Origin of the sequence: Coleofasciculus sp. FACHB-542 (genome assembly GCF_014695825.1) — a bacterium.
Classification (GTDB): domain Bacteria; phylum Cyanobacteriota; class Cyanobacteriia; order Cyanobacteriales; family FACHB-T130; genus FACHB-T130.
The window spans coordinates 238,360-260,307 of the sequence record NZ_JACJPB010000044.1 but is presented as its reverse complement, the minus strand read 5'-3'; the positions used below and the strand labels follow the sequence as shown (position 1 = coordinate 260,307).

At 45.7% G+C, this 21,948-nt stretch carries 21 protein-coding genes; 6 read left to right on the top strand and 15 right to left on the bottom strand.

Annotated elements, in window-relative coordinates; all coding sequences use genetic code 11:
- Positions 1-100 precede the first annotated feature (100 nt).
- Positions 101-295: an NblA/ycf18 family protein gene (locus tag H6F52_RS17910; RefSeq protein WP_190412666.1), complete on the bottom strand. Its 195-nt coding sequence runs from the start codon at positions 293-295 to the stop codon at positions 101-103.
- Positions 296-696: 401 nt separating this feature from the next.
- Here H6F52_RS17910 and H6F52_RS26180 point away from each other — a divergent pair, with 401 nt between their 5' ends.
- Positions 697-822: a hypothetical protein gene (locus H6F52_RS26180; protein ID WP_277878396.1), complete on the top strand. Its 126-nt coding sequence runs from the start codon at positions 697-699 to the stop codon at positions 820-822.
- Between the two features lie 325 nt (positions 823-1,147).
- On the opposite strand, the gene H6F52_RS17905 is transcribed toward H6F52_RS26180, so the two are convergent.
- The 3 genes from H6F52_RS17905 to H6F52_RS17895 all read right to left on the bottom strand — a co-directional run bounded on the left by H6F52_RS17905 (position 1,148) and on the right by H6F52_RS17895 (position 5,512).
- On the bottom strand, positions 1,148-2,143 hold the full coding sequence (locus H6F52_RS17905; RefSeq protein ID WP_190536283.1) for an L-lactate dehydrogenase: 996 nt from the start codon (positions 2,141-2,143) through the stop codon (positions 1,148-1,150).
- Between the two features lie 180 nt (positions 2,144-2,323).
- Positions 2,324-3,757, bottom strand: coding sequence for an alkaline phosphatase D family protein (locus H6F52_RS17900; protein WP_190536282.1), 1,434 nt, complete (start codon positions 3,755-3,757; stop codon positions 2,324-2,326).
- 408 nt (positions 3,758-4,165) lie between these two features.
- Positions 4,166-5,512 (bottom strand): metallopeptidase TldD-related protein, encoded by a 1,347-nt coding sequence (locus tag H6F52_RS17895; protein WP_190536281.1) that lies wholly within the window; start codon positions 5,510-5,512, stop codon positions 4,166-4,168.
- A 324-nt stretch (positions 5,513-5,836) separates the two neighbouring features.
- Here H6F52_RS17895 and H6F52_RS25335 point away from each other — a divergent pair, with 324 nt between their 5' ends.
- Together H6F52_RS25335 and H6F52_RS17885 are read left to right on the top strand one after the other, a co-directional pair.
- The gene (locus tag H6F52_RS25335) at positions 5,837-8,320 is read left to right on the top strand and encodes a DUF4157 domain-containing protein (protein ID WP_242033981.1); all 2,484 of its coding nucleotides are present in this window, start codon (positions 5,837-5,839) and stop codon (positions 8,318-8,320) included.
- 98 nt (positions 8,321-8,418) lie between these two features.
- Positions 8,419-8,904 carry a type III secretion system chaperone gene (locus tag H6F52_RS17885; RefSeq protein ID WP_190536280.1) on the top strand — a complete coding sequence of 162 codons (486 nt, stop codon included), beginning with the start codon at positions 8,419-8,421 and terminating at the stop codon, positions 8,902-8,904.
- Positions 8,905-9,041: 137 nt separating this feature from the next.
- Here H6F52_RS17885 and H6F52_RS17880 read toward each other — a convergent pair whose 3' ends face one another.
- The 3 genes from H6F52_RS17880 to H6F52_RS17870 form a co-directional block, all read right to left on the bottom strand.
- Positions 9,042-10,550: a TldD/PmbA family protein gene (locus tag H6F52_RS17880; RefSeq protein WP_190536279.1), complete on the bottom strand. Its 1,509-nt coding sequence runs from the start codon at positions 10,548-10,550 to the stop codon at positions 9,042-9,044.
- A 78-nt stretch (positions 10,551-10,628) separates the two neighbouring features.
- Positions 10,629-11,315, bottom strand: a complete 687-nt coding sequence (locus H6F52_RS17875) for an ROK family protein (protein ID WP_190536278.1) — start codon at positions 11,313-11,315, stop codon at positions 10,629-10,631.
- 45 nt (positions 11,316-11,360) lie between these two features.
- Positions 11,361-11,831 carry an ABA4-like family protein gene (locus H6F52_RS17870; RefSeq protein WP_190536277.1) on the bottom strand — a complete coding sequence of 157 codons (471 nt, stop codon included), beginning with the start codon at positions 11,829-11,831 and terminating at the stop codon, positions 11,361-11,363.
- Positions 11,832-11,938: 107 nt separating this feature from the next.
- Here H6F52_RS17870 and H6F52_RS17865 point away from each other — a divergent pair, with 107 nt between their 5' ends.
- A complete protein-coding gene (locus H6F52_RS17865; protein ID WP_190412674.1) occupies positions 11,939-13,378 on the top strand; it encodes a radical SAM protein in 1,440 nt (479 codons plus the stop codon).
- Between the two features lie 123 nt (positions 13,379-13,501).
- A complete protein-coding gene (locus tag H6F52_RS17860) occupies positions 13,502-14,134 on the top strand; it encodes a D-Ala-D-Ala carboxypeptidase family metallohydrolase (RefSeq protein ID WP_190536276.1) in 633 nt (210 codons plus the stop codon).
- 123 nt (positions 14,135-14,257) lie between these two features.
- Here the strand turns inward: H6F52_RS17860 and H6F52_RS17855 are convergent, their stop codons facing one another.
- The 5 genes from H6F52_RS17855 to H6F52_RS17835 form a co-directional block, all read right to left on the bottom strand.
- The gene (locus tag H6F52_RS17855; protein ID WP_242033980.1) at positions 14,258-14,599 is read right to left on the bottom strand and encodes a hypothetical protein; all 342 of its coding nucleotides are present in this window, start codon (positions 14,597-14,599) and stop codon (positions 14,258-14,260) included.
- A 75-nt stretch (positions 14,600-14,674) separates the two neighbouring features.
- Positions 14,675-14,959 carry a hypothetical protein gene (locus H6F52_RS17850; protein ID WP_190428072.1) on the bottom strand — a complete coding sequence of 95 codons (285 nt, stop codon included), beginning with the start codon at positions 14,957-14,959 and terminating at the stop codon, positions 14,675-14,677.
- A 237-nt stretch (positions 14,960-15,196) separates the two neighbouring features.
- On the bottom strand, positions 15,197-16,339 hold the full coding sequence (locus H6F52_RS17845) for a class I SAM-dependent methyltransferase (RefSeq protein WP_190536275.1): 1,143 nt from the start codon (positions 16,337-16,339) through the stop codon (positions 15,197-15,199).
- Positions 16,340-16,584: 245 nt separating this feature from the next.
- On the bottom strand, positions 16,585-17,319 hold the full coding sequence (locus H6F52_RS17840) for a glutathione peroxidase (protein ID WP_190536274.1): 735 nt from the start codon (positions 17,317-17,319) through the stop codon (positions 16,585-16,587).
- A 137-nt stretch (positions 17,320-17,456) separates the two neighbouring features.
- Positions 17,457-18,285, bottom strand: a protein-coding gene (locus H6F52_RS17835) for an IS5 family transposase (protein ID WP_199300606.1) whose coding sequence is annotated in 2 segments (ribosomal slippage) — positions 17,457-17,895 and positions 17,894-18,285 — 831 coding nt in all. Because the reading frame shifts where the segments join, the coding sequence is not laid out codon by codon here.
- Positions 18,286-18,590: 305 nt separating this feature from the next.
- Here H6F52_RS17835 and H6F52_RS17830 point away from each other — a divergent pair.
- A complete protein-coding gene (locus H6F52_RS17830; RefSeq protein ID WP_190528517.1) occupies positions 18,591-19,292 on the top strand; it encodes a Crp/Fnr family transcriptional regulator in 702 nt (233 codons plus the stop codon).
- Between the two features lie 114 nt (positions 19,293-19,406).
- Here the strand turns inward: H6F52_RS17830 and H6F52_RS17825 are convergent, their stop codons facing one another.
- From H6F52_RS17825 to H6F52_RS17815, 3 genes are all read right to left on the bottom strand, one after another.
- A complete protein-coding gene (locus tag H6F52_RS17825; protein WP_190536273.1) occupies positions 19,407-20,180 on the bottom strand; it encodes an EcsC family protein in 774 nt (257 codons plus the stop codon).
- Positions 20,181-20,425: 245 nt separating this feature from the next.
- The gene (petD, locus tag H6F52_RS17820; RefSeq protein ID WP_190429071.1) at positions 20,426-20,911 is read right to left on the bottom strand and encodes a cytochrome b6-f complex subunit IV; all 486 of its coding nucleotides are present in this window, start codon (positions 20,909-20,911) and stop codon (positions 20,426-20,428) included.
- Between the two features lie 121 nt (positions 20,912-21,032).
- Complete coding sequence (locus H6F52_RS17815; protein ID WP_190536272.1) at positions 21,033-21,929, bottom strand: AraC family transcriptional regulator; 897 nt, start codon at positions 21,927-21,929, stop codon at positions 21,033-21,035.
- Between the last annotated feature and the right edge of the window lie 19 nt (positions 21,930-21,948).

Sequence of the window (21,948 nt, the reverse complement as noted above, 5' to 3'; positions counted from 1 at the left end):
CAACGTTCTTGAAACTGAAGTTGACGCCCCAGCACCCCCAGCTTCTTTCCCCTGAGGAACAAAGCAAGAGACGGAGGTCGCCCACTGCGACACGGATACTCTATTCCTGAGGATTTGGCTCTAAGCCCCATTGGTGCTTCAGAAGATGCTTGTATGTAGCTTCGCGCATCACCATTTGTTCATAGAGTTTGACCAAGAAGTGCTGAGCTTGTTCGCGGCTCATATTCTCCACTTGGCTTTCAAAGGAACGGATGCTGAATTGTTGTTCGAGAGACAGTTCGATAGGTTGGTTCATGGTAAGCTCCGACTTTAGAGAGAGTGTATGTTTATCAATCGCTGAAGCACTCACAGGGTAAGGGCTGAACATCGCTGAACCGTCTAACCATTTCCCTGTTATTACGAAAGATAACAATAATTTGACAAAATGCCCATCTTTCTTTGTGTATACTTCAGTTGATCCCAAAGATGGAATATGCACCCAGAAAGTTTCATCTAGGGTTGAGGTAGTTTTAGCAAGTTGTTGGAGGGAAAATTGCTCATCACGAACAAACGGCTAAGTAAATATACTTACTAAGCCATAGCAGTGCCGCTCTTCAACCAGTGGAGACGCAATGCAGTTCCCTAAACACATTGCATTCAACACATTTGCTCTCTCAAGTGACTCTACCCACCCAGAGGATGTCTGAGAAGTCGGTTATGGCACCATCCAGTCGGTACCGCCTTTTCTGCATTTGGGCGACTTATGCGGTAGCCGCCCCTACGAAAGGCTCATCGAGCAATCCTCAAGGGTTGTCAGAATTAATCGCGTTGGCGATCTCGTAGTGGGCCTGTATGGCGCTCAGCTCGCGCCTTCGCACTGCATAGCGCTAAGGAAGAGGAAGAAAAGAGATGGAAGATTTCATGAATGATTTAAGATGAATGGCGCTGACTTAAGCCCTGAACTAAAACCCTAAACTAAAGTTTGGGCTAAGAGCTAAGGTCAGTTAAAACTGACTAAAATACTGCCAGAACAAAAGCTTTCAACCTGTGAAAACACGTTGAAAGCTTTAAGGTGAGGGATTTATCTCAAGGCTCTTATGTCAGTGCCATTCGATTTAAGATGGCTATACTACTTTTCAAATATCCTCTTAAACTGATAGCTGAGAGATTAAAGGTTGACTTGCTGAATCGTTTGGCGCAGGATTTGACTAGATCGTTGCAATCGTTCTGACTCTGTAGGGGTCAAAGAGAAATTCAGAACCCTGGTAACACCCTGACGATTTACGACCGCAGGCAAACTCAGACAAACATCATTAATTCCGTGAAGACCATTTATCAAACTACTAACAGTCAAAACTCGGTTTTGATTGCGTAAAATTGCTTGCACAATCTGAGTAACCCCTAAACCAATCGCGTAGCAAGTTGCTCCTTTGCGTTGGATAATCTCATAGGCGGCGTTCTTGACCTGTTGAAAAATCTCGTCAATTTGTGCAGTTTTCGTTAAATCATTATTGTCATGAACATCTAATAAATTCATTCCCGCAATATTGGCTTTGCTCCAAACGGGAACTTCACTGTCTCCATGTTCCCCAATAATATAGGCGTGCAAACTACGCGGGTCAACTTGTAACTTTTGGGCTAACAGATAGCGAAAACGAGCTGTATCTAACACCGTGCCCGAACCAATCACACTAGAACTAGGCAACCCAGAAAGCTTCCAGGAAACATAGGTCATGATATCTACTGGATTCGAGACGATCAAGAGAATCGCTCCTGGAGAACATCTCACGATTTCTGGAATCAAATTTTTAAAAATTTCGATGTTGCGCTGCACCAAACTTAACCGATTTTCTCCAGGCTTTTGTTTTGCTCCCGCTGTGACAATTACAATATCGGCATTTTCCCCATCTTCTAGGGTTCCCGCGCGTACTAGGCTGGGTTCGACAAAGGGTAGCCCGTGGACTAAATCCATGACTTCCCCTTCTAGCTTTTCTCGATTAACATCAACAATCACCATTTCATCCAAGGTGTTTTGAATCAGGATTGAGTAAGCGCAAGCCATTCCTACCTGACCTGCACCAATAATGACTCCCTTCCGGGGACGACGAGCGATCGCTAAGTCAAGATTAGTCTCGGTAGGGGTTGTAAATAATTCTTCAAACATATCTATCTGATGGAAAATGTCGTTGATGTAATGATATCGAAAACCAATCCTTTTCAGATAAAGCTAACCTTCTTTTCCTTTAATTATTTTTATCATTGTGTCTCAACAACAGTCTTTTAGCGTCTCCAGAATATTTTGGGGACGCTAAACCACGACGTTACTTTTAACAAATTGCTACTTCTATGAAACTTTATTTAGCTCGATTCTTTCTCTATCAAAAGTTTTATTTCCGTAGTCACTACTAAACAAATCAAAAATAATAGATAACTCTCCATCGGCAAGTTGTTTTACATGAAGCAAGCTAAAATTATTTTTAGTACATACATATATTTTTTCTATTTTGTAGGGACTTTTAGTTTCATTACTTTCAATAAAATTTTCATCAATGACTATCTTTTGTAATATGTTCATAGCAAATTTACTTAAAGATGCATAGGCGATACCGCTAGAAGTAAGCTGAAACACTTTAGCCGATGGAGATTGCTCGTGGGATAACTTGAAAGCAGCTCCCATGTGTACATCTCCGCTCAAAAATACAATAGGTTTCTTGGTTTTTTGGGAAACCTCAAAAACCTTATTTAATAGTTGATCTCGTTCTGCCCAATTAGATTTATGATCCCAATGATCTCGTAAATCATCAGTGTACTTCCAATAGGGGATGTCTAAATTATTAACAGCAAAGCTCTTAAAATGAACGACTGGAACTGGCGACACAATAAATAAAACGCGGGATTCAGAATCATATTGGGAATTTAGCCAACCGTCAAAACGTTTCCACTGCTCGGCACCTAAAAGACGCAGCTCTTGCCGATTATAATCATGATGTCCCCTCATATCTAATACATAAAAACTACAGAATCCACAATTGAACTGATAGTCAAATTGATCAATACTGGTATCTGTAGGAGGATTATGAGAATGTTCATATTCTTGATAAACTTGCTTAGCCGCCTCAAACATTTCATTTGCTAGCCGCAAATGTTCTTGAGTATTTCGCAACTGCCATGAAGTATCTAGTTGTGCGGCTAATTCATTGGGTGTATAAGAACCCCAACCATCCATAATTTCATGGTCATCCCAGATCATATATGTGGGAAAAGTTTGAAAAAGTTGTTGCACCTGGGGGATGCCCCAATAACCCCGATAGATATCTCGATACCAGGAAATCATATCGATTTTAGAAGGGTTTTGTTTTTTGTTCTTCTTCAACCAGCTCCAGATATTTAATTGTTTATTGCCTTCTCCATCCACATATACTTGATCGCCAGTACCTATCAAAAAATTTGCATTTGTATCCAATAATTCTTGTTTAAATTTATCCCACATTTCCAAATTGATGAGCTGATGCTCATCGTAGGGCATATGGCAACTGTACATCCCAAAATTTACCTCTGTGGGATGGTCTGTAAACGTTTGAAACGAAAGGTTTTGTTCGTTGCCCAGTTCCCAGGGATTTTCTCTATCTAAGTGAAATAGAGCGTAATAATAGCGGGTATCAGGTTGGAGATTTTTTAGGTCTACTACACCTGTTAAGTCATGCTCTTGATTAAGTTGGAGTGGGACAAGAGTAACGCTATAAATTTCTTGGGAAGTACTTGGAGAGGTTAATCGCAACCAATGCCCTTTTTCGTCGTTGATTATCTCCGGAGTGCCATTGGTAGGAATTCGATGGCGAGAAAATACTAGCCAGTAATCTCCAGGGGAAGACGCCCGGAACCACAGGCGGGTGCTAGTGGGAGTAGTATGTCCAATGATGCTGGCACAATCGAGACGGGAATTGGGCCAGGGGCGCTGTTCGGGGTCATAAAAATTGAGGTGGGACAAGGTCAAATTGAAACTCGGCTTTGATAGAATGTCTGCGAATTTCAATATTAACTAGAAACGGTTGATATTGATGGTTTAGCGGACATTTAGGCGACAAACACAAGGAACCGAATCATCGGCGCGATATACTTTGCGATCGCGCGTTATTCCTCTGGCTGCTTATTTTGGCTTCTAACTGCTGCCCAGAACCCTTATAAATCAAACGCTGTCAGTCACGCTGCTAAAATTAAACGCCCTCACTCGTACCCCAGGCACAACACTGCTGCCGTAGCGTTGGACTGTACTCAGAGCATCCACATCCCGCAGCATTTCAGGCAAACTCTGGTTAAAGCGCAAGTTTTTAATCGGGTAAGCAATTTGACCATTCTCGATCCAGAAGGTGCCATCACGACTCATTCCCGTTACGACTAATGACCGAGGATTCACATAGCGCACGTACCAAGCCCGACTCACCAAAATTCCTCGCTCTGTCTGGGCGATTAGGTCAGCTAGACTTCGATCTGAGCCAGTCATCACAATTGGATACATCGCGCCTGTCGGCTTTTTGCCCTGCTGTGCCGCCCAGTAGCGGCTGTAGGAAAGCGTTTGAGGGATACCGTCCTGAATGACTTCTTTGTAGTCATTGCTTAATCCATCGCCAAAGAAAGTGCCTAACTGCAACAGAGGATGAGCGGCATTTCGCTGTACTTGCACGATGGGGCTAAACATTGCTTCGCCCAAACGGTTGCCAGCGGGTTTGCCTGACTCATCAGTGCGAGACATAAACGACCGCCCTTCATCTGCTGCGCGTGCATCCAAATTCCAGACGAGCCAAGGGAGCAAAGCGGCGAAAGCGGCTCCATCAAAGACAACTGGATACACGCCAGGATGGACTTCGCGGGGTTGGCGCGACTTGATTGCCCGCTCAATTAGCTGCTGGGTTAATTCCTCAATTGGCAACTGTTCTAGCGCCCAAGCGGAGCGATTACACCAGGAGGAACCATCCCCAATGCGTGCGGTAAAGCTGAAATCTGCCTCTGTAGTTTGATTGCAAGCGCGTAGTCCCCGCGTATTCGCGATCGCATATAAGTTCGTCTCTGTACTCAGGGTTCCCGAACCATCCACTCCTGCCTTGGCACTCATGGCGCAGACACGCTGAATAATTTCGCCCCGTGCTAGCGGTGAAAGGGTTGCCGTTGCCCGATCGAAGGCTGGGGTTCGCTCTTCGTAAACTTGAGGTTCTAGCAGTGGCACCCACTCCGGATCTTCTGGGGCGAAACGGGCAAGTTCTTCCGAGCGTTTGATGGCGGATGCGATCGCATCTGAATCTAAATCTGTCGTAGAACTAGAGGCACTCTTGCGTCCGAAGTAACTGGTGATGGTGAGCTTAAACTGAGTGCTACTAATATTTTGGCTAATTTGATTTTCCGAGAAGCGGCTGAGGGATTCTTCACCAGTGCTGAGATTGACAAATACCTCCTCTGCTTCCGACTGTTTAATAACTTCTTCTAATAGAGAGATCGCCCGATCTTTACTGATTAAACTGGGTGCTGTTGCTGGGGTCACGATAATCCTGAGATTTGTGGATGGTTGAGTGTGGGATGAAGCAATGCGATCGCGTTTTGATTTCGGGTGCGAGGCTTTTCAAATGCCAATCAACAAAATAATTAAAACCTCTATTCCAGAGTGCCAGATTATTCGTAAATTCAGCAACGCTGCAACAGTCAGTCGTTCTGATGTCCGTGAGTTTTCTATCTTTACATCCCAATAGGTTATCCCAGCTTGCTTTATTCTAGTTACAAAATATTACATTTATGCTAAAACAAGGTACTAAAGATAGTATTGACAAGAAAGAAATATTATTTTGCAATTCTGGAATAGAGGCGAGAGATGACCTACGAAAGAATACGAAAATCTTCTTCTTGGAATCCCGCTTCTAGCCAGAAAAACAGCCACAGCATTCAGTCGCGCCCTTTTGCAATCCAACCAAAACCTGATTCGCAGCTGCCTCCTACCCAGCAGGAAATAGAAAATCAAGCATTTGACCAGCATAAGTTTGAGGCGACCGGGCTAGAAATACAGGCAAAACACGGCAGCATAACGCCAGAGGGACAGGAACGACTAACGGTATTACAGGCAAAGATGGATGCCTTTTGGCAGCAGAAAAGAGAAAGTACGCAACGCCAAGGCATTAACTTATTAGAAATCCCCAACCTATTTGCTCCCCGCCAAATATCGACACCCCAACCAATTCAGGCAAAACTGACGATTGGAGAACCAGGGGATCGGTACGAACAAGAGGCAGATCGAGTAGCGGCTCAAGTCGTGAGTCAGATTAATAACGCACCTGCGCCTAAACAGTCAGCTTCGGGTGAAACTGTCCAGCGAGACGAAATGCCCCAGATGGATGAGGAGGAAAAACTCCAGCAGAAACCAGAAGGCAGCATCCAGCGGCAAGATACGCCCCAACTCGATGAAGAAGACGAACTCCAGATGAAGCCAATAGTGCAGCGTCAGTCTGGAGCGGATGGAATGGCTGCAACAGCGGATCTGGAAACATCCATCCAACAAGCTAGAGGGAGCGGACAATCCCTCTCAGAAAGCATCCGAGAACCAATGGAAAAGGCATTTGGCGCAGACTTCAGCAGTGTCAAAATCCATACTGATGCCCAATCTCACCAGCTAAATCAATCAATTCAAGCCAAAGCTTTCACTACGGGTCAAGATATCTTTTTTCGGCAGGGGGAATACAATCCAGGGAGCCGCGGGGGACAAGAATTGTTGGCGCACGAGTTAACTCATGTGGTGCAGCAGAATGGGGGTCAGGTACAGCGGCAAATACAGAAATCATCTGAATTGGCCCCTAGCTCTCAAATCATGAGATTGAATGATACGCAGACTGGGGAACTTCCACTCATTCAAGCAAAAGAAATTATGGGAGTGAAAGCGTTTCAAGCAGCAACTTCGGTTTCCTTCTCCCGTCGTCCATCCGAACTAAAAAAAGTTGATGAAGCACTGAAGAAAGTACAACAGGCAGGTGCAGATAGCATTCTGCTGGGTGAGTTATTAGAGGCAATCGATCGCTGTCTAGATAAATTCTCAGATCTGCATCCTAGAAGATCGGGCGTTATTAGCTTGCGCGACCAAGTTATAGAACAGCAGACAGAAATTAGCCTGAACCTTCAAGATAATGACCAGCAGGCTCCAGCGGAAGGAAGAAGCCGAAGTGGAGCTTTTTCTGCTGAGAAACAAAGTGTTGGCAAAGGCAGCAATTTTAGTGATTTTGACAGCAAGCAATATCGAGTGTCAGGGCGTTCGCCAAATCGGATAATTGAGGAGGTTAAGCGCACGCAATTAGGAAATGGGAAAGTCGTTTATTTCGCAATGGGTTTGGTGACTGGTTTTAACGGCAAAGCACCTCGCGTAGCACCCTATCCACAACCCGTCTCTCTAGGAGATTGGTACCCCTCTGTCACTCATATCAATGGTATGCAAGTAGCGCCAAAATCGGGACTTTTAAGCGCCGCAGCATTGCAAGAATCAGTCAACGAAGCGCTAGATGCTCAAGACGATGCCGCATTAGGACAGAATGCCATAGATGTTCTTTACACCTATAGCGCTCAACGGGGTGGTGTGGTAGCCGATCTGATTGACTGCCTTAAAGGAAAAGTCCAAGTTGACGACGAAGCAACAGAGAAGCAGGAAGAAATCATGCTAGATGCGGTGCGCCGCAAAACACGGGTTACTGTTTCTGCTCACAGCCGAGGAACGATTAAAACTGACAATGCAGTTAGAAATGTACACGAAGTTTTGAAACAAGAATATCTATTATTAGCAAGACAAGACCCCGCAGTTCTCAAAATCTATCAAGATTTTGCTTTGTTTTATCAAGAAAATGATATGGGACTAGGTATAGACCCAGAAATATTAGCGGCGGCGGCGCGAGAGGAAGCAGCTAAGAGGATGGCTAGCGATCGCGCTAAGGAGGATATGAATACTTATATCCAATTAATTTTTGCCGGAAATGCTGTACAGCATCCGTCTTCAATATTAAAAACCGACCTATATGTGGGTGGATTTGACCCAGTTAGTTTTGCCGTCGGGACTTATAGCCACATTGGTAGCAGGATAGACTCTGCTATTGGTACGGGAGGACACGCTAAATCAACAGTTCATAGCGTGGGTAAAACTAAGGGACATGGTTTTGTCGGGAATTATGTTCCCGCTGTTAGCGATAAAATTGCTGAAGACTTAAGCGGACGGGAAGATATCCAAGACAAGCAAGCTAACCAAGCTTTATCTAATATTGATCCCGAAAGGTTAGCAGAATTAGAGCAAATGGGTAATAACTCTAGAAGGCGTAGGGGTAGGTAGGTTCGTTCGATTAGCGATCGCATCTCTACTTAATGATTTGAATTTGCTTTTTCTGCTGTAAATAGTAGGGAAAACTATATTTTATTCAGGTCAAAATTTTGCTGAAAGACGATGTAAATGCTGGTTTAGCAGCAATAAGTAAACCAGATAATTCATCTAAATTAATTTTAGATGAATCGGGTGGCTGTACGATTCTGCTCCCCTTTCCTCCTTCAATCGTTAAGTTGTCGGGAGGACAGTTGCAGGTAGAAATAAGAATGGCAAAAACGGGTGAGTTTTTTACTTTGTTATCACCTTTAGCAGCGGTTCACGGTCAACTAAGCCGAGAATTTTTAGACGCTTTATTGCACAGGCAATTTTATGCCGAACAGGTTTCTAGTCTGAGTTTTGCGATCGCAGTTGTCGGCGATCGCGATTTACTGGTGGCAGTTCATCATTGGATGCTGGATGCGATCGCACCAGAAGAATTTAAACGTTTATTTCAAAAATTCATATCGGCAGTTTTATCTGCTATCCCAGAAATTAATAATATGGCTAGTTCTGAAATATCGCTAGCACCGATTCATTCAGAGCAAAATTCTTAAATTATTGGCAGAGTTCTCGGAAATTTTGCTGTTAAATTATCTAAAATTAGAAAAAATAATCTACTTTTTCTGTAGGAGGATAGCGATCGCCTTAGAAATTGAAGATGATAGGGATGCGATCGCATCTCCATTTCAAATTACGAGGAACTGCCAATCTGAATATCGCGCACTCGCACGGGTACGCAGGCGTGAGTCATTTGGGCAATTTGGATCGGTTCACCTTTACCGCAATTGTTAGCACCGCACTGCATCCATTCTGAGGCGGGACCAACTGCATTCACGCTATTCCAGAAGTCAGTTGTCATTGAATGGTAGGTAACATTTTTGAGCATCCCTACCACTTTCCCTTTCTCGACTTTCCAGAAAGCATCGCCGCCAAATTGGAAATTGCGGCGCTGTTGATCGATGGAGAAACTACCAATTCCGTCGATTAAAATCCCGTCTTCGGTGTCAGCAATCATCTCGGCTAAAGTGGCAGTGTGGCTACCTCCCTCTGACCCTGGTTCTAGCCCTAAATTAGGAATGCGAACCATTGGCACGCTTGACCAGCTATCAGCATAGGCGCAACCGTTGCTGCTAGGGCGTCCGAGTCGATGGGCAGTTTCGCGGTCTGTTAGATAGTCTACTAAAATGCCATCTTTGACAACGTACCAATCTTGTGAAGCAACTCCTTCATCGTCGTAGCCTGCGGTGCTGCGTCCTCCCGGCTGAGTGCGATCGCATTTAAAATTCACCCAAGGTGCAGCATATTGCAGTTTGCCCAATTTATCAGTCGTCGCAAAGCTGGTGCCTGCAAAGTTGGATTCGTAGCCGTAAACTCGATCGAGTTCTGTGGGATGTCCGACTGATTCGTGAATGGTTAAAAATAAGTTAGTCGGCTTGAGAATTAAGGTGGAACGAATCCCCGAAGGACCAACCGGCGCGTGAACTTTCTCAATCGCTTCTTCGGCAACCCGCTCGACTTGGCTAAGGATATCTGATTTATCGATATGCTCATAACCGATGTTCAAGGGTGGGCGTTCGTAGCTGCGGCTTTGAGCATCGCCATTAGCGATCGCTGTGCAGCCGAATCCCGGATAGCTGCGGTAGATTGTTTGATGAATGAGAGAGCCTTCTGTAGAAGCGAAGGTTTTGTCCTCGCGGCTAAAGCTGAGGTAAGAATAGGCTTTTTTGATGCCACGACTGCCATAACTCAACAACTGCTCATTCAAATTCAGCAGCAGTTCCGCCTTTTCGGCAATTGGCACCGTAAAGGGGTCGATCTGAATCGGAGTGATGTAAGTATCACGATGCGCTTCAACGGGAACTAACTGCACCCGCGTTAGTTGGGAAAGGCGGCTAGCTTTGGCGATATCTACCGCTAAAGCAACAATTCTGGCAACTTCTACGGGGGTTTTATTATGGCTAGCAGCGAAACCCCAAGCGCCATCTAGCAGCACTCGCACGCCAAAGCCAGAATTGACATTGTCCGATAAATTGCTCAGAGAGCGATCGCGTGCATAAAGATTCTGCGTTCGGTAGGAGCAGAAGCGGACATCTCCGTACTCGCACCCAGCTTTCCGAATCAGGTCAATCGCCAGTTGGCTCAATTCAGTCGTATCGCCTGGGTTTTTTACCTCAGTCAGGGGTGCAGGAGCTTGTACCATTGCGCTCTCCAATTAAGAATTAAAAATGTAAAATTAATGCAAAAAGACTATTTTCTAATTTTACATTTTTAATTTATTCTAATCCCGCCATAAAGCAATCCCGCCCAATAAACCTGTCACATTGGGAACAATTTTGGTATTTGTCGGTAACTCAAACGTTATTTTTTTCGCTTCGCCGCCGCCGATATAAAGGGAATCGTAATTAAACAAATGTTGAAGAGACGCGATCGCTTTTTCTAGCCGATTATTCCATTTTTCCTTACCGACTTTATCTAAAGCAGCACGCCCCATCTGCTCTTCATAGGTTTCCCCTTTGCGAAACGGATGATGACCCAGTTCCAGATTGGGTACCAGTTTCCCGTCTACAAACAAGGCGGAACCAAAGCCGGTGCCAAGGGTAATGACCAACTCAACACCCTTGCCGGAGATTGCCCCCATTCCCTGAATATCGGCATCATTTGCCACCCGCACCGGCTTGCCTAAGCGATCGCTTAACACGGTTGCCAGATCGAATCCAATCCACTCTGGAGTTAGATTTACCGCCGTTTTTGTCACGCCATCGCGCACGACACCCGGAAAACCAACGGATACGCGGTCAAACTCACCTTGTCCCGCAGCGAGGGTAGCGATCGCATCAATCACTGGCTCCGGTTTGGCTGGAACTGGGGTTTCTACACGAGTGCGTTCGGTTAGTGGTTCTCCAGCTTCGTCTAAGACAATTACCTTGATGCCACTACCGCCAATGTCAACAGCTAGGGTTCGCATATATATCTATTCTCAATTTCTCAATTAGGTAGTTAACCGGCAATTTTAGGTCTGTGAAGTTGGAGTCGAGGCAGTTGCAGAATCGGTTCCAGTTGGGGAGAAAAATTTATTTGTTACCCACGTCGTCAAAATATGAGACAACAGCCCCATTGGCCCTGCAAATAAGCACAGCACCAGCGAGTGGATTGTCCAGACACCAGTACGCTGTCCTTCCCAGTAAATGTAGCGACCAACGAACAAATCCATTACCAGGAAATGAACCCACCCAATCGCAGCTGCTTTTTCGTCGGCAAAGAAGCGAGCAATATCAGCTAGCTGAGGATTGGACATTGCTTGAGCAGATTCCGGTGTAATTGATGTAAAAAACCAATACACGTATAAACCTGCTAAAGCCACAAAGGGGAGATAAGATTCCATCACCCGCTTCGTCACGCCCCAGTTGGGTAGAAAAATCATTAGCGCCCAGAACGGCAGAACAAACAGATTAGCGCCATTGAATAGTTGAGTAATTGTCATAGATATGAAGAATTAACCTGACTATCGTCATCGTAAGCGACTGTTAAGCAGATTGCCGGTTAGAATCGGTGCCCAGAAACCTACCAATCGTCGCAGGAGCTTTCTGAATGAAGGTCAAAATGATTTTACCGGCTTTGACTGAAGCCCTCAGCCCCCACTGGCGACCGATTAAATATTCGCTGTTTCCGCCACTGGGATTAGCGACGATTGCCAGTTTTTTCAGCGAAGATGATGAAATTATCCTGCAAGACGAACACGTTGAGCGGCTAGATTTGGATGATGAGCCAGATTTAGTGGTGATTCAGGTTTATATCACCTCAGCTTACCGAGCTTACGAATTAGCCGACCACTACCGTAAAAAAGGTGCATACATTTGTCTGGGTGGATTGCACGTTACCTCCCTTCCAGAAGAAGCTGCGACTCATGCGGATACAATTTTCCTAGGTCCTGGTGAAGATACCTGGCCTGAATTTCTCCAGGATTTCCGGGCAGGTCATCCTGGTAAAGTCTATCAGTCGAAACTGCGATCGCTCCTCGGCGTTCCTCCCATTCGCCGCGATTTAATTAAGCGCCATCTGTACTTAATTCCGAACTCCATTGTCGTTTCGCGGGGTTGCCCTCACACCTGCGATTTTTGCTACAAAGAAGCTTTCTTTAAAGGCGGTAAATCTTTCTATACGCAACCTGTAGACGATGCACTGGCTGAGATTGAGCGGCTACCAGGGCATCATCTTTATTTTCTCGACGATCATCTGTTTGGCAACGCTGAATTCGCCGCCGCGTTGTTTGAGGGGATGAAGGGGATGGGGCGCGTGTGGCAAGCAGCCGCAACGGTACAATCTATCTTGCAGCCGGGATTGTTGGAAAAAGCAGTTGAATGTGGCTTACGCAGCTTGTTTGTTGGCTTTGAAACCCTTAACCCGACGAATCTCAAAGAACAGCATAAATATCAAAATCTCAATCGAGATTACAGCGCTGCGATTCGCCGTTTGCGGGATTTGGGCGTGATGGTGAATGCTAGCTTCGTTTTTGGCATGGATGACGATGATGAAACCGTGTTTGCGCGCACGGTAGAATGGGCGGTGCAACAGGGATTGGAAACTGCCACGTTTCACATTTTGACGCCTTATCCCGATACTGCTTTGTACAAACGCATGGCAGCGCAGGGACGAATTACTCATTCCAACTGGGATTTATACGATACTCGTCATGTTGTCTACAAGCCAACTAAGATGACACCGGAGGTGCTAGAGGCAGGCTACTGGCAAGCGTATCGAGATTTTTATCGTTGGAGTAATATTTTCCAAGGTGCTTGGGCTAAGGATCGTTGGTCTGACCGGATGCGGCATTTGGTCTATGCTGGGGCGTGGAAGAAGTTGGAGCCAGTTTGGGACGGGATCATTCGGGCGAAAAAGGTCACTCAATGCCTGCCAACTTTGGAAAGTGTTTTAACCAGTTTTGGCGCTCATCCATCCCCGCAACCCCGAGAAAAGTTACCTCTTAAGGAGGAGGCAGCTGTTCTACAAGAGCAGATGCCAGTTTTATAAAAGTCTCTATAATCTTCCAGAGCGGGTTTTCCCTGACCTACAGATGGGAAACAAGAGAATAGTGGTACAGGTTGCGCGGTAGGCTGGTATTTAGGGAATTGCCCGCTGGAGGGATCGACCGAGATGGAGTTCAAACTAACAAATGCCTTTAAGTTTTATCAGAATTTAGAGCATCAAAATCATGCGATTGATGAGCTTGAGCAATGGTTCAAAGATAATCACCCAGAGCAGTTAGAGAAGTTTCACCAAGCTTTATTAAATGGCCCTAGCCCCGATCTTGCCCCGGAAGCGATGGAGAAACTGACACTCAAAAGTAGTCAACCGTTGGCTTTGGCAACCTATTCGTCTTCGTCAGAAATTCATCTGAACGATCCGATCATTGCGGGTGGTGACTTGACGTGGGCAGACGCGATTCCTAATGGCGATCGCCATCTCCCCGAAAATCTAGAAGTCGTGGAGAATATTATCGCTCTTGCCAAGCAGCTACAAGTTGCCAGAGACCAGATTGGTAAGCCTTTCCTGATCACCAGTTGGTATCATCACAAACCCTTTGGGGCTAAGGTTCATGGCGCGTCCAAAAATCAACCGATGACGGGCGGTGCTGTTGATTTCAGGGTGGAGGGCTACACCGGGCGACAGCTTGCAAAGATGCTGGATTGGTGGGAAGGCGGTTTAGCGACCTATATGTATGTGCCCTATATGCTGCATCTGGACATGGGTCCCCAGCGACGCTGGCAAGCACAATATCCAGGCTAGGGAACAATTAAAGATTAAAAAGCCTCAATTTTTAATTCTTAGTTTATGCGGTGTGCAACTTTTTCTTAACCTCCCTTGGCAAGGGAGGCAGAAATACAGAGAGTTACACGCCGCGTTAGTTTCTTAACGAACACCAGGAAAGCTATTGACAAACTGAATCTGGATATCGGGAAAATTCTCGACAATCTGCACCTTGAGATCGGGAAAAGATTCAACAAATTGCCACTGACCGCACCGTTGGGGAAAAGCGGTGACAGGTTCGACGATTAAATCCGGGGAGGATGAGACAATCTTTACCTTGATATCTGGCAAGCTTTCAACAATTTTTATTTTGCCGTAAAGTGGCTTGCCATTGTAGGTGCAAGTGGCTTTGTTAATGACACTTTGAGCAGAAGCGATCGCTCCTAGCGGCAGCGCCACCAGTAGGCTAGTGCCAAATACAACCCTCAACCAACGTTTCATCATCAAGATACCTAGAACAAGTTTAAATCTGCTCAATCTCAATCTATAAATTTAGGATTTGTGACTTTTATATTCTGCTTATTCAGTTAATGTATCCAGTTCCTCTTTGACAACCCGTAGAATTCTATCGAGATAGGCTTGTCGCCACTGTTCTCTCTCTTGTTCTACCTGCTCACTTGGCTGGTAATTCTCAATTTCTTCAACCGAAATCAGACCTTTTGTTTGAGCCAACCGTTCAACTGTATCGAGACGTTCGTGTAGAACAGAGACTTCCCCAGTTAGCGCCAAAACCATTGCCAGTAACTTGTCGCTTTCGGGATTTTCAAAATAAATAGGTTTTTTTCCCTTAGCTTTTTTTGCCATTACTACAAATTCTCTTGAATAACTTTATTTGTATTTCGTCGTTTTTGACAAATGGGTAAAAAATGCTGGAAATAGACTTTTTATAGAAGTCGGGGAAAGGTTAAAGTAACTATTTTTTCCTTCTTTTTTACCCAATCAAATCAACCAGTCGATGATTTTTACCAGAAGTCTCATGACGAGTCTTTAGTCAGTCGTTACTCACTCATCACTGATGACCGATCGCTAATCACTGGTGACTTATTTACTGGCAACCAAGAGAAACCAATTGCCCCGACTGCCAAAACCGCCTCCTTGGGATGTGCCTTTCCAGCCACCTGTAGCAGCAACAGTTGGGGTAATTTTATCTGCTTCAAAACCAGCTTGGCTAGTCAGCGCTACCAAGTCTAGATCGCGCATGGCACTCCACCAAGGTTCGTTGTTATTTTGCGTTTCCCAATCAAACATGAAGGCGCTGTAGGGTTCCATGTTTTGATAAAGGGGAGCTTCCACATGAACCATCAGTCCACCCGGTGCTAATAGTCGATAGCATTCGCGCAGAATATTCGCGATCGCTGGTGGCGATGCTTCGTGCAACAAAATATGGGAGACGATAAGATCGAACGACTCATCGGGGAAATCTATAGACTCACCATTCTGCTGCGAGAAGTGTACTCGCTTACCCAACGCCTCCGCTCTTGCATGAGCGTACCGCAGCATCGGTGCCGCTACATCAATCGCATAAACTTCAGCTTCTGGGTAAGCATCCACATAAGGAAGCGTGCTGTGACCGACCGAACATCCGATGTCGAGAATTTTTCGAGGACGGAAGTTGGGATGCTGCGGCTGTAAGTAATTGCGAACCACAGACTGCCCTAAGTCGTCATTCATTGGCCCTAGACGACCCATTACATAAACGTAAACACCGCGATCGTAGATAGCCCCTGCTGCGATGTCGTTTTCGGTATATTCGCTATGGTATCCACCCGGCATACAGTGAATATCGACTGCGGTGTGATAGGCGGGTATTTTTAAATCTGCATTTAAGGTTAAAGAACCCAAAGGGGTAACCTTGTCCTGCGCCTGCTCAATCAAATCGGCAAGCTGCCGATCGACGCTAGTATTGACTGAATCCCACATCATTTCTTGAGTGGTACGCCGCAATGCACCCCACATTCGGTAATAGGGTTCGTGCTGCATCAGACGGCGAACTTCATGCCGATCTTGAGGCGATCGCTGATGCTCCTGCTCAAACTGCGGTTTAAGCCGCTTCTCGTAAATTGCTTTATTTCCTGGGGTAATCTGACTGGTCAGGTAGCCTTTTAAGCTATTGACAAAGTTTTGGCGTGCTAACTCGTCATGGGTCGCTTGAGGTAACATCCGGTGTTGGAATTGTGTATCCATATCCTAATTTCTTAACCCCTTATTGTTTACTCTAACAAGTTATCGTTAGCTTTCAGGGGTTTTGGTGTAGGTAAGCGATCGCATTCACATCACGTTACTCTTCCCGAAGCGATCGCTAACCAACATAAATGCGAGAGCGATCGCTCCTAGGACAAAATCTAGAAGCGATCGCTCTTTCCTCAGTTAAGGACTCAGTTAAGGACAGAATCGCTTACTTGAGGTGACTGGCTGTTTTTTGCCTTCTTCTATCTAGCACTGAGGTAAGCTTCTAGCTTCTCAGAACCCCCAATCAACTTGCCATCAATAAATACTTGGGGAACCGTTGTTCCGCCTGTGACAGCCCGTAAAGAGCGAGTAGTAATTTCTTTGCTTAAGACAATTTCTTCGTAATCCAACCCATGCTCCTTCAGCATCACCTTTGCACGAGAGCAGAAAGGACAACCTACTTTTGTGAACAGGGAAACGATCTGAGGCTTTGCTGCCTCAGGATTGATATAGTTGAGCATTGTCTGGGCATCAGACACCTCAAAGGGGTCTCCCTCCACAACTGGCTCAATAAACATCTTTTCAATCGTGCCATCCTTCACCAGCATGGAATAACGCCACGACCGCTTCCCAAACCCTAACTCAGCTTTATCAACCAGCATTCCCATGCCTTCGGTGAATTCACCATTTCCATCGGGTAGCAGAGTTAGATTCTCTGCTTCTTGGGATTTAGCCCATTCATTCATCACAAAGGCATCATTGACGGAAATACAAATAATGTCATCAACGCCATTTTCATGAAAGACTCTAGCCAACTCGTTGTAGCCAGGGAGATGGGTTGATGAACACGTCGGAGTAAAAGCACCCGGTAGAGAGAAAACAACCACTGTCTTCCCAGCAAATAAGTCGTTAGTCGTCACATTCACCCACTCATTGTCATGGCGAGTACGGAAGGTGACGTTGGGAACTTTTTGTCCTTCTCGATTAGGAAACATGAATTTCACTCCTTGACTACAAGCGATCTGAATGATGAACTTCTATTAAGCGTACTCATTATGACTACATTTTGTCAAGACAAAGACTTTTTTAACTCGCTTTCACGGCTAGAGAAACATTAGACCTCCTGCATGAATCATGAAGGGTGTGCCAGTTCATAGTTGAGTAGCCCAGCAATTAGGTTTAAGCGCAGGCCAAACCGTTTTCTGCGGTTGCGATACCGACCTGAGAAAATGCGGAATATCTTGAAGCGACGAATCACATGCTCCACTTTGACTCGTAGCCGAGCTAAAGCCCGATTATGCTGCTTTTCCTCTTCAACTAAAGGTTGCTGGCGTCGCTTCTTGGCGGGGGTACAAGCGCCAGCATGACGTCTGGCAAATCCTTGGTATCCTCGGTCAGCTAAACACAACTGGGATGAGACAAACGGCAAGCGACTGCGCTTGAGCAGCTTGAAGTCATGGGTTCTACCCGTATCGACAGCCGTACAAATGATTTGTTCGCTTTCAAACTCCACTACCAACTGTGCTTTTAGCGTATGGCAATGCTGCTTACCGCTGTAGTAGCGTTTCTGTTTTTTTGGGACGTTCAATCTCTACCTCGCCGACATCGACCACCATTACCTTCCACTCCCATCCGGGCTGATACAACTGACGCTGACTCGGAAGGCGAAACTTGCCGCTCTTAACCAGCAGGTCTTCCACTTTTCTCACAATTCGTCCGACTGTGGTTTCGTGCAATCCCCAACTCACGCCGATGTGAAACTGACTACGATACTCTCGCCAGTATGCCAAGGCCACTAATACGTGGTCTTCGACACTTAGTTTCGCTTGCCCACCCCGTCGTCCTTGCCGATCTAAGTGCGGACGTACCACCTCGACCATCTCGCGGAAAGTCCCCCGGCTCACTCCACACCAGCGCTTGAACTCAGTCTTTGATAGATGCTCTAACTCCCGATATTGCATTGCTGCAACTGAATATTTGTTCCTATCCAAAATCTAGCGTGCTTTGCTTCCCTACGATCATCAACTGTCACACGCTTTCCTATTCATGCAGGAGGTCTATTAAATAAAACTGGGAAACCTGGCTCTGAAGCGTGGGGCTACATAAACGAAGCCTGCTCTGGGCAGGCTAAAATTCTTCAGGCTCCCAGCATTTGGACGCGCCAGCCCCGCCCTGAAGGGTGTGGGCGTATACATGGCGTATACATTGGGTGGGATGCTCCCATGATTTTCTTGTCGTCTTATCGTCTTCTCGAAGCTCAGAAAAAATGCAGGCAACGGTCGAACAGCTTTCTCGGATTTTGGTTTTTGTAGATTTAACTTTGCCAGAATTAGAGCGTTTACAACCCCACACGCAGGTGCAGCACTACAGCCAAACAGAGATTGTCATGCAGGAAGGCGATCGCCTTCCTGCAAAGCTGTATGCTCTCCTGAGCGGTTCCTTACAAGTCGTTAAAACGGCAATAACCGGCAAGGAAACGATTCTCCGTACTTTGCCACCAGGGGAAATCTTTGCGGCTCCCGCCTTATTGGGTGATGGAATTGCCCCAGCGACCGTTACTGCTGAGTGTGATTCTCAAATTCTGACGGTAAAACGAGATGCTCTTCTAGAAGCCATTCAGCAAACCCCGGAAATTGCCTTACGAATGCTGATGGTTTTCAATTCTAGGCTGCAACAACTCCATGAAACGGTGCATGGATTGGTTTCTGAGCGGGCAATTGTGCGCTTAGCTAGATTGATTCAGTATTCTGCAACTCGATATGGTACCTCTCCAGCGGCGGAAGGTCAGTGTTTGAAGGAGAAGCTTTCTTATTATCAAATGGCTCGCAGTATTGGTATTACCTATGAGGAGTGCGTGCGACTATTTAAAAGTTTGAAGCCGGTTATGGCTTACAGTCGGGGTGGAAAAATTACGGTGCTTGATGCACAGAAATTGGAGGCGATCGCTTCTGGCACCGTTAATTGGTAAGGAATACGCCGGGTGTTAGGTTTGTCTCGGCTGAAGTTGGTCGCTACTTTGCGATCGCCCAACCAGGAGAGTCATGAAACCTTTTCTTCTTTACCTAACAAACGCTTTTAGAAGCTAGCTAGCAACACTCCCAACACCATTCCCCTCAGCTTGAGCTTTGAACTTTCTTTTCGCTTCGTAGAATCGACAGGCGACAGATCCCAGCGAGTAAAGCAATGCAGCGTTATTCGACGCTCCAACCACAGCACCGATTACAGGCAAGAGTTCGATAAAGCCTAGTCCAACTTTCAGGACTCCAGAACCGCCAACAGACAAACCGAAAATGGCTAGAACTTCGCCTCGTCGAGTTGGATCTTCTAACGGAAAACCGTATGCAGCCGCAATGCGGTAGATCATCTCTGCTTGAAGCGCTGTAACCGCTGCCACATCGACTGCAAACAGAGTGAGCGCTATCGGAGGCACGAAGTTAGTGAGTAATCCAACTCCCCCGCCTTTCAGGGAGGTGTCCACAATAATTCGGTGAGCAAGCTGCTCAGAGCTTTCTAGAGGATATTCTTGTCGGAGCTTGTTTACCTCATTCTGAGCTTTTTGGGCATCAACTTGACCCAATGCAGTCGTTAACCAATTGATGCCTGGAACCTTGGCAGCAAACTTCACGACTGGATTTTCAGCGATTGGGGTGACGATTTTGCCTACGTTTTCCGTTCCCTGCTCCACGAAGCGCACAGCCGCAGATCCAACCGTTTCTCCTACAGCAGTAGTCGTGCTATTAACGTTTTCAGCAGTTGACTGCAATGTATCAGAAGCCAATTTAGCAAACTGAATTGCTGTAGCGATCGCTTCACTCATTGGGTCGGTGCTGGAACCTTCTTTGCCTGGTGCTGCCATAGATTTTGGTGACTTTTAAACTTTAGACTGAAACCTACTTTATAAAAGGCAAAGACTCCGTAGCCTCTATCCTCTGATAGTGATTGAATCTTCTAAAAGTCTGAAATTCAGTACCCAGTCTCATCGCTCAGTTTTTTACAGATACCAGTCTTTGGAAGTTTAGAACAATAAGCGATCGCGTTTTCTCTGCTAGATTTCGGTGCTGGAGGCGATCGCTTTGAAATAACTGCCACGCTTCAGCACCTTTAGAACAAACCCAAAGTCAGGGATTTGTCAATCGGTAAAGTAGCACCAATTCCTAGCCAGAGTGTAACTAAGGTACCCACTAAGAAAACAACTGTGGCAACTGGGCGACGGAATGGGTTTTGGAACTTGTTAACGTTTTCGATGAAAGGAATTACGATTAAGCCCAAGGGAATCGAAGCATTGAGTACAACTCCCAATAGTTTGTTAGGAACAACGCGAAATATTTGAAACGTTGGGTAGAGATACCACTCTGGCAAAATCTCTTGAGGAGTCGCAAAAGGATTTGCCGGTTCTCCTACCATCGCTGGATCGAGAACTGCCAGCCCTACACACAATGCAATGGTTCCTAAAATCACTACTGGAAAAATATAAAGCAGATCGTTAGGCCAAGCTGGTTCTCCATAGTAGTTATGCCCCATCCCTTGAGCTAGCTTTGCCCGCAGTTTTGGATCGCTCAGATCGGGTTTCTTCTTGATTCCTGTCATATCACAAACTCCACTGCTGCCATGTAAAGCGAGTTATTTGCTTATGGCTGTTCAGTTTAGCGATCGCTTGATATTGCTGTCTTGCCTATTCTTCTGAAAATGTTCTAATCTTCCAAAAATCTTAGAGAGCGTCCCTATAGGCTTTTGGCGTAGTTGTAGTATATTGACGAAAAACTCTGGTAAAGTGGCTCTGACTCTTAAAACCTACTTGCTGAAGTATTTCTGCAATTGTCAACTCTTGCCTAGCTAGCAGCAATTTAGCTTTCTCAATCCGACATTTGGTTACATATTGATGCGGTGCAAATCCGGTAGATTGTTTGAACAAGCTGGCAAAGTAATGTGGACTCATCTGAACGGTGGCGGCAATTTCAGCCAACATCAAGTCTTGATCTAAATAGTCGTTGATGTAAGCGATCGCTTCTCTTAACTTGTGAAGAGGTAATCCTCCGGTGTAGTCTGACATGAGCGATCTCTTGACAGAGTATCGCTGTAGCAAATGAGCCGAGAGAGCAGTTGCCATAGACTCAGCGTACAGACGACTATCTACTCCACCTGATTCAAGTTCAGTTTTCAGTGATAAACCAATTTGCTGAATCAGCGGATCGTGTACTTTGAATTGCGGCACTATCTCTACTCGATCTGCATCCACTGATTCATACGCAACACGAGCAAATGTTGCTGGTTCAAGATAAAGATTAATAAACTCAGCTTTGCGATCGCATTTAGCGATTAAATCTGATTGATTTGCCGGAAAAATGCCAACATCATCTTCTGTATAGTACTCACTTTGCCAGTGTCCATTTCTTTTTAGCCTTATCTCGAATTGCCCAACACAGATAGTGATAATATGCTGGGCAAAGCAACATTCCGGAAGTTCGTGAGCAGACTGCCGATGATACGCGAAGTGAATACCTGACCAAGCAGAAGTGTTACTTGAGAGTAAAGGTGCGTTGAGGACAAGCTGCTTCCAAACTTTTTCTTGTGTGAGATCGATATTCGGTAGTTGAGCTTCTGGCATGACTGGTATAGCTTTGCAT

What these genes read in the sequence shown, in the direction of transcription:
- H6F52_RS17910 (WP_190412666.1), bottom strand. Translation starts at nt 295, where the DNA reads ATGAACCAACCTATCGAACTGTCTCTCGAACAACAATTCAGCATCCGT.
- H6F52_RS26180 (WP_277878396.1), top strand. Translation starts at nt 697, where the DNA reads ATGGCACCATCCAGTCGGTACCGCCTTTTCTGCATTTGGGCGACTTAT.
- H6F52_RS17905 (WP_190536283.1), bottom strand. Translation starts at nt 2,143, where the DNA reads ATGTTTGAAGAATTATTTACAACCCCTACCGAGACTAATCTTGACTTA.
- H6F52_RS25335 (WP_242033981.1), top strand. Translation starts at nt 5,837, where the DNA reads ATGACCTACGAAAGAATACGAAAATCTTCTTCTTGGAATCCCGCTTCT.
- H6F52_RS17880 (WP_190536279.1), bottom strand. Translation starts at nt 10,550, where the DNA reads ATGGTACAAGCTCCTGCACCCCTGACTGAGGTAAAAAACCCAGGCGAT.
- H6F52_RS17875 (WP_190536278.1), bottom strand. Translation starts at nt 11,315, where the DNA reads ATGCGAACCCTAGCTGTTGACATTGGCGGTAGTGGCATCAAGGTAATT.
- H6F52_RS17870 (WP_190536277.1), bottom strand. Translation starts at nt 11,831, where the DNA reads ATGACAATTACTCAACTATTCAATGGCGCTAATCTGTTTGTTCTGCCG.
- H6F52_RS17865 (WP_190412674.1), top strand. Translation starts at nt 11,939, where the DNA reads ATGAAGGTCAAAATGATTTTACCGGCTTTGACTGAAGCCCTCAGCCCC.
- H6F52_RS17860 (WP_190536276.1), top strand. Translation starts at nt 13,502, where the DNA reads ATGGAGTTCAAACTAACAAATGCCTTTAAGTTTTATCAGAATTTAGAG.
- H6F52_RS17855 (WP_242033980.1), bottom strand. Translation starts at nt 14,599, where the DNA reads ATGATGAAACGTTGGTTGAGGGTTGTATTTGGCACTAGCCTACTGGTG.
- H6F52_RS17850 (WP_190428072.1), bottom strand. Translation starts at nt 14,959, where the DNA reads ATGGCAAAAAAAGCTAAGGGAAAAAAACCTATTTATTTTGAAAATCCC.
- H6F52_RS17845 (WP_190536275.1), bottom strand. Translation starts at nt 16,339, where the DNA reads ATGGATACACAATTCCAACACCGGATGTTACCTCAAGCGACCCATGAC.
- H6F52_RS17840 (WP_190536274.1), bottom strand. Translation starts at nt 17,319, where the DNA reads ATGTTTCCTAATCGAGAAGGACAAAAAGTTCCCAACGTCACCTTCCGT.
- H6F52_RS17830 (WP_190528517.1), top strand. Translation starts at nt 18,591, where the DNA reads ATGCAGGCAACGGTCGAACAGCTTTCTCGGATTTTGGTTTTTGTAGAT.
- H6F52_RS17825 (WP_190536273.1), bottom strand. Translation starts at nt 20,180, where the DNA reads ATGGCAGCACCAGGCAAAGAAGGTTCCAGCACCGACCCAATGAGTGAA.
- petD (WP_190429071.1), bottom strand. Translation starts at nt 20,911, where the DNA reads ATGACAGGAATCAAGAAGAAACCCGATCTGAGCGATCCAAAACTGCGG.
- H6F52_RS17815 (WP_190536272.1), bottom strand. Translation starts at nt 21,929, where the DNA reads ATGCCAGAAGCTCAACTACCGAATATCGATCTCACACAAGAAAAAGTT.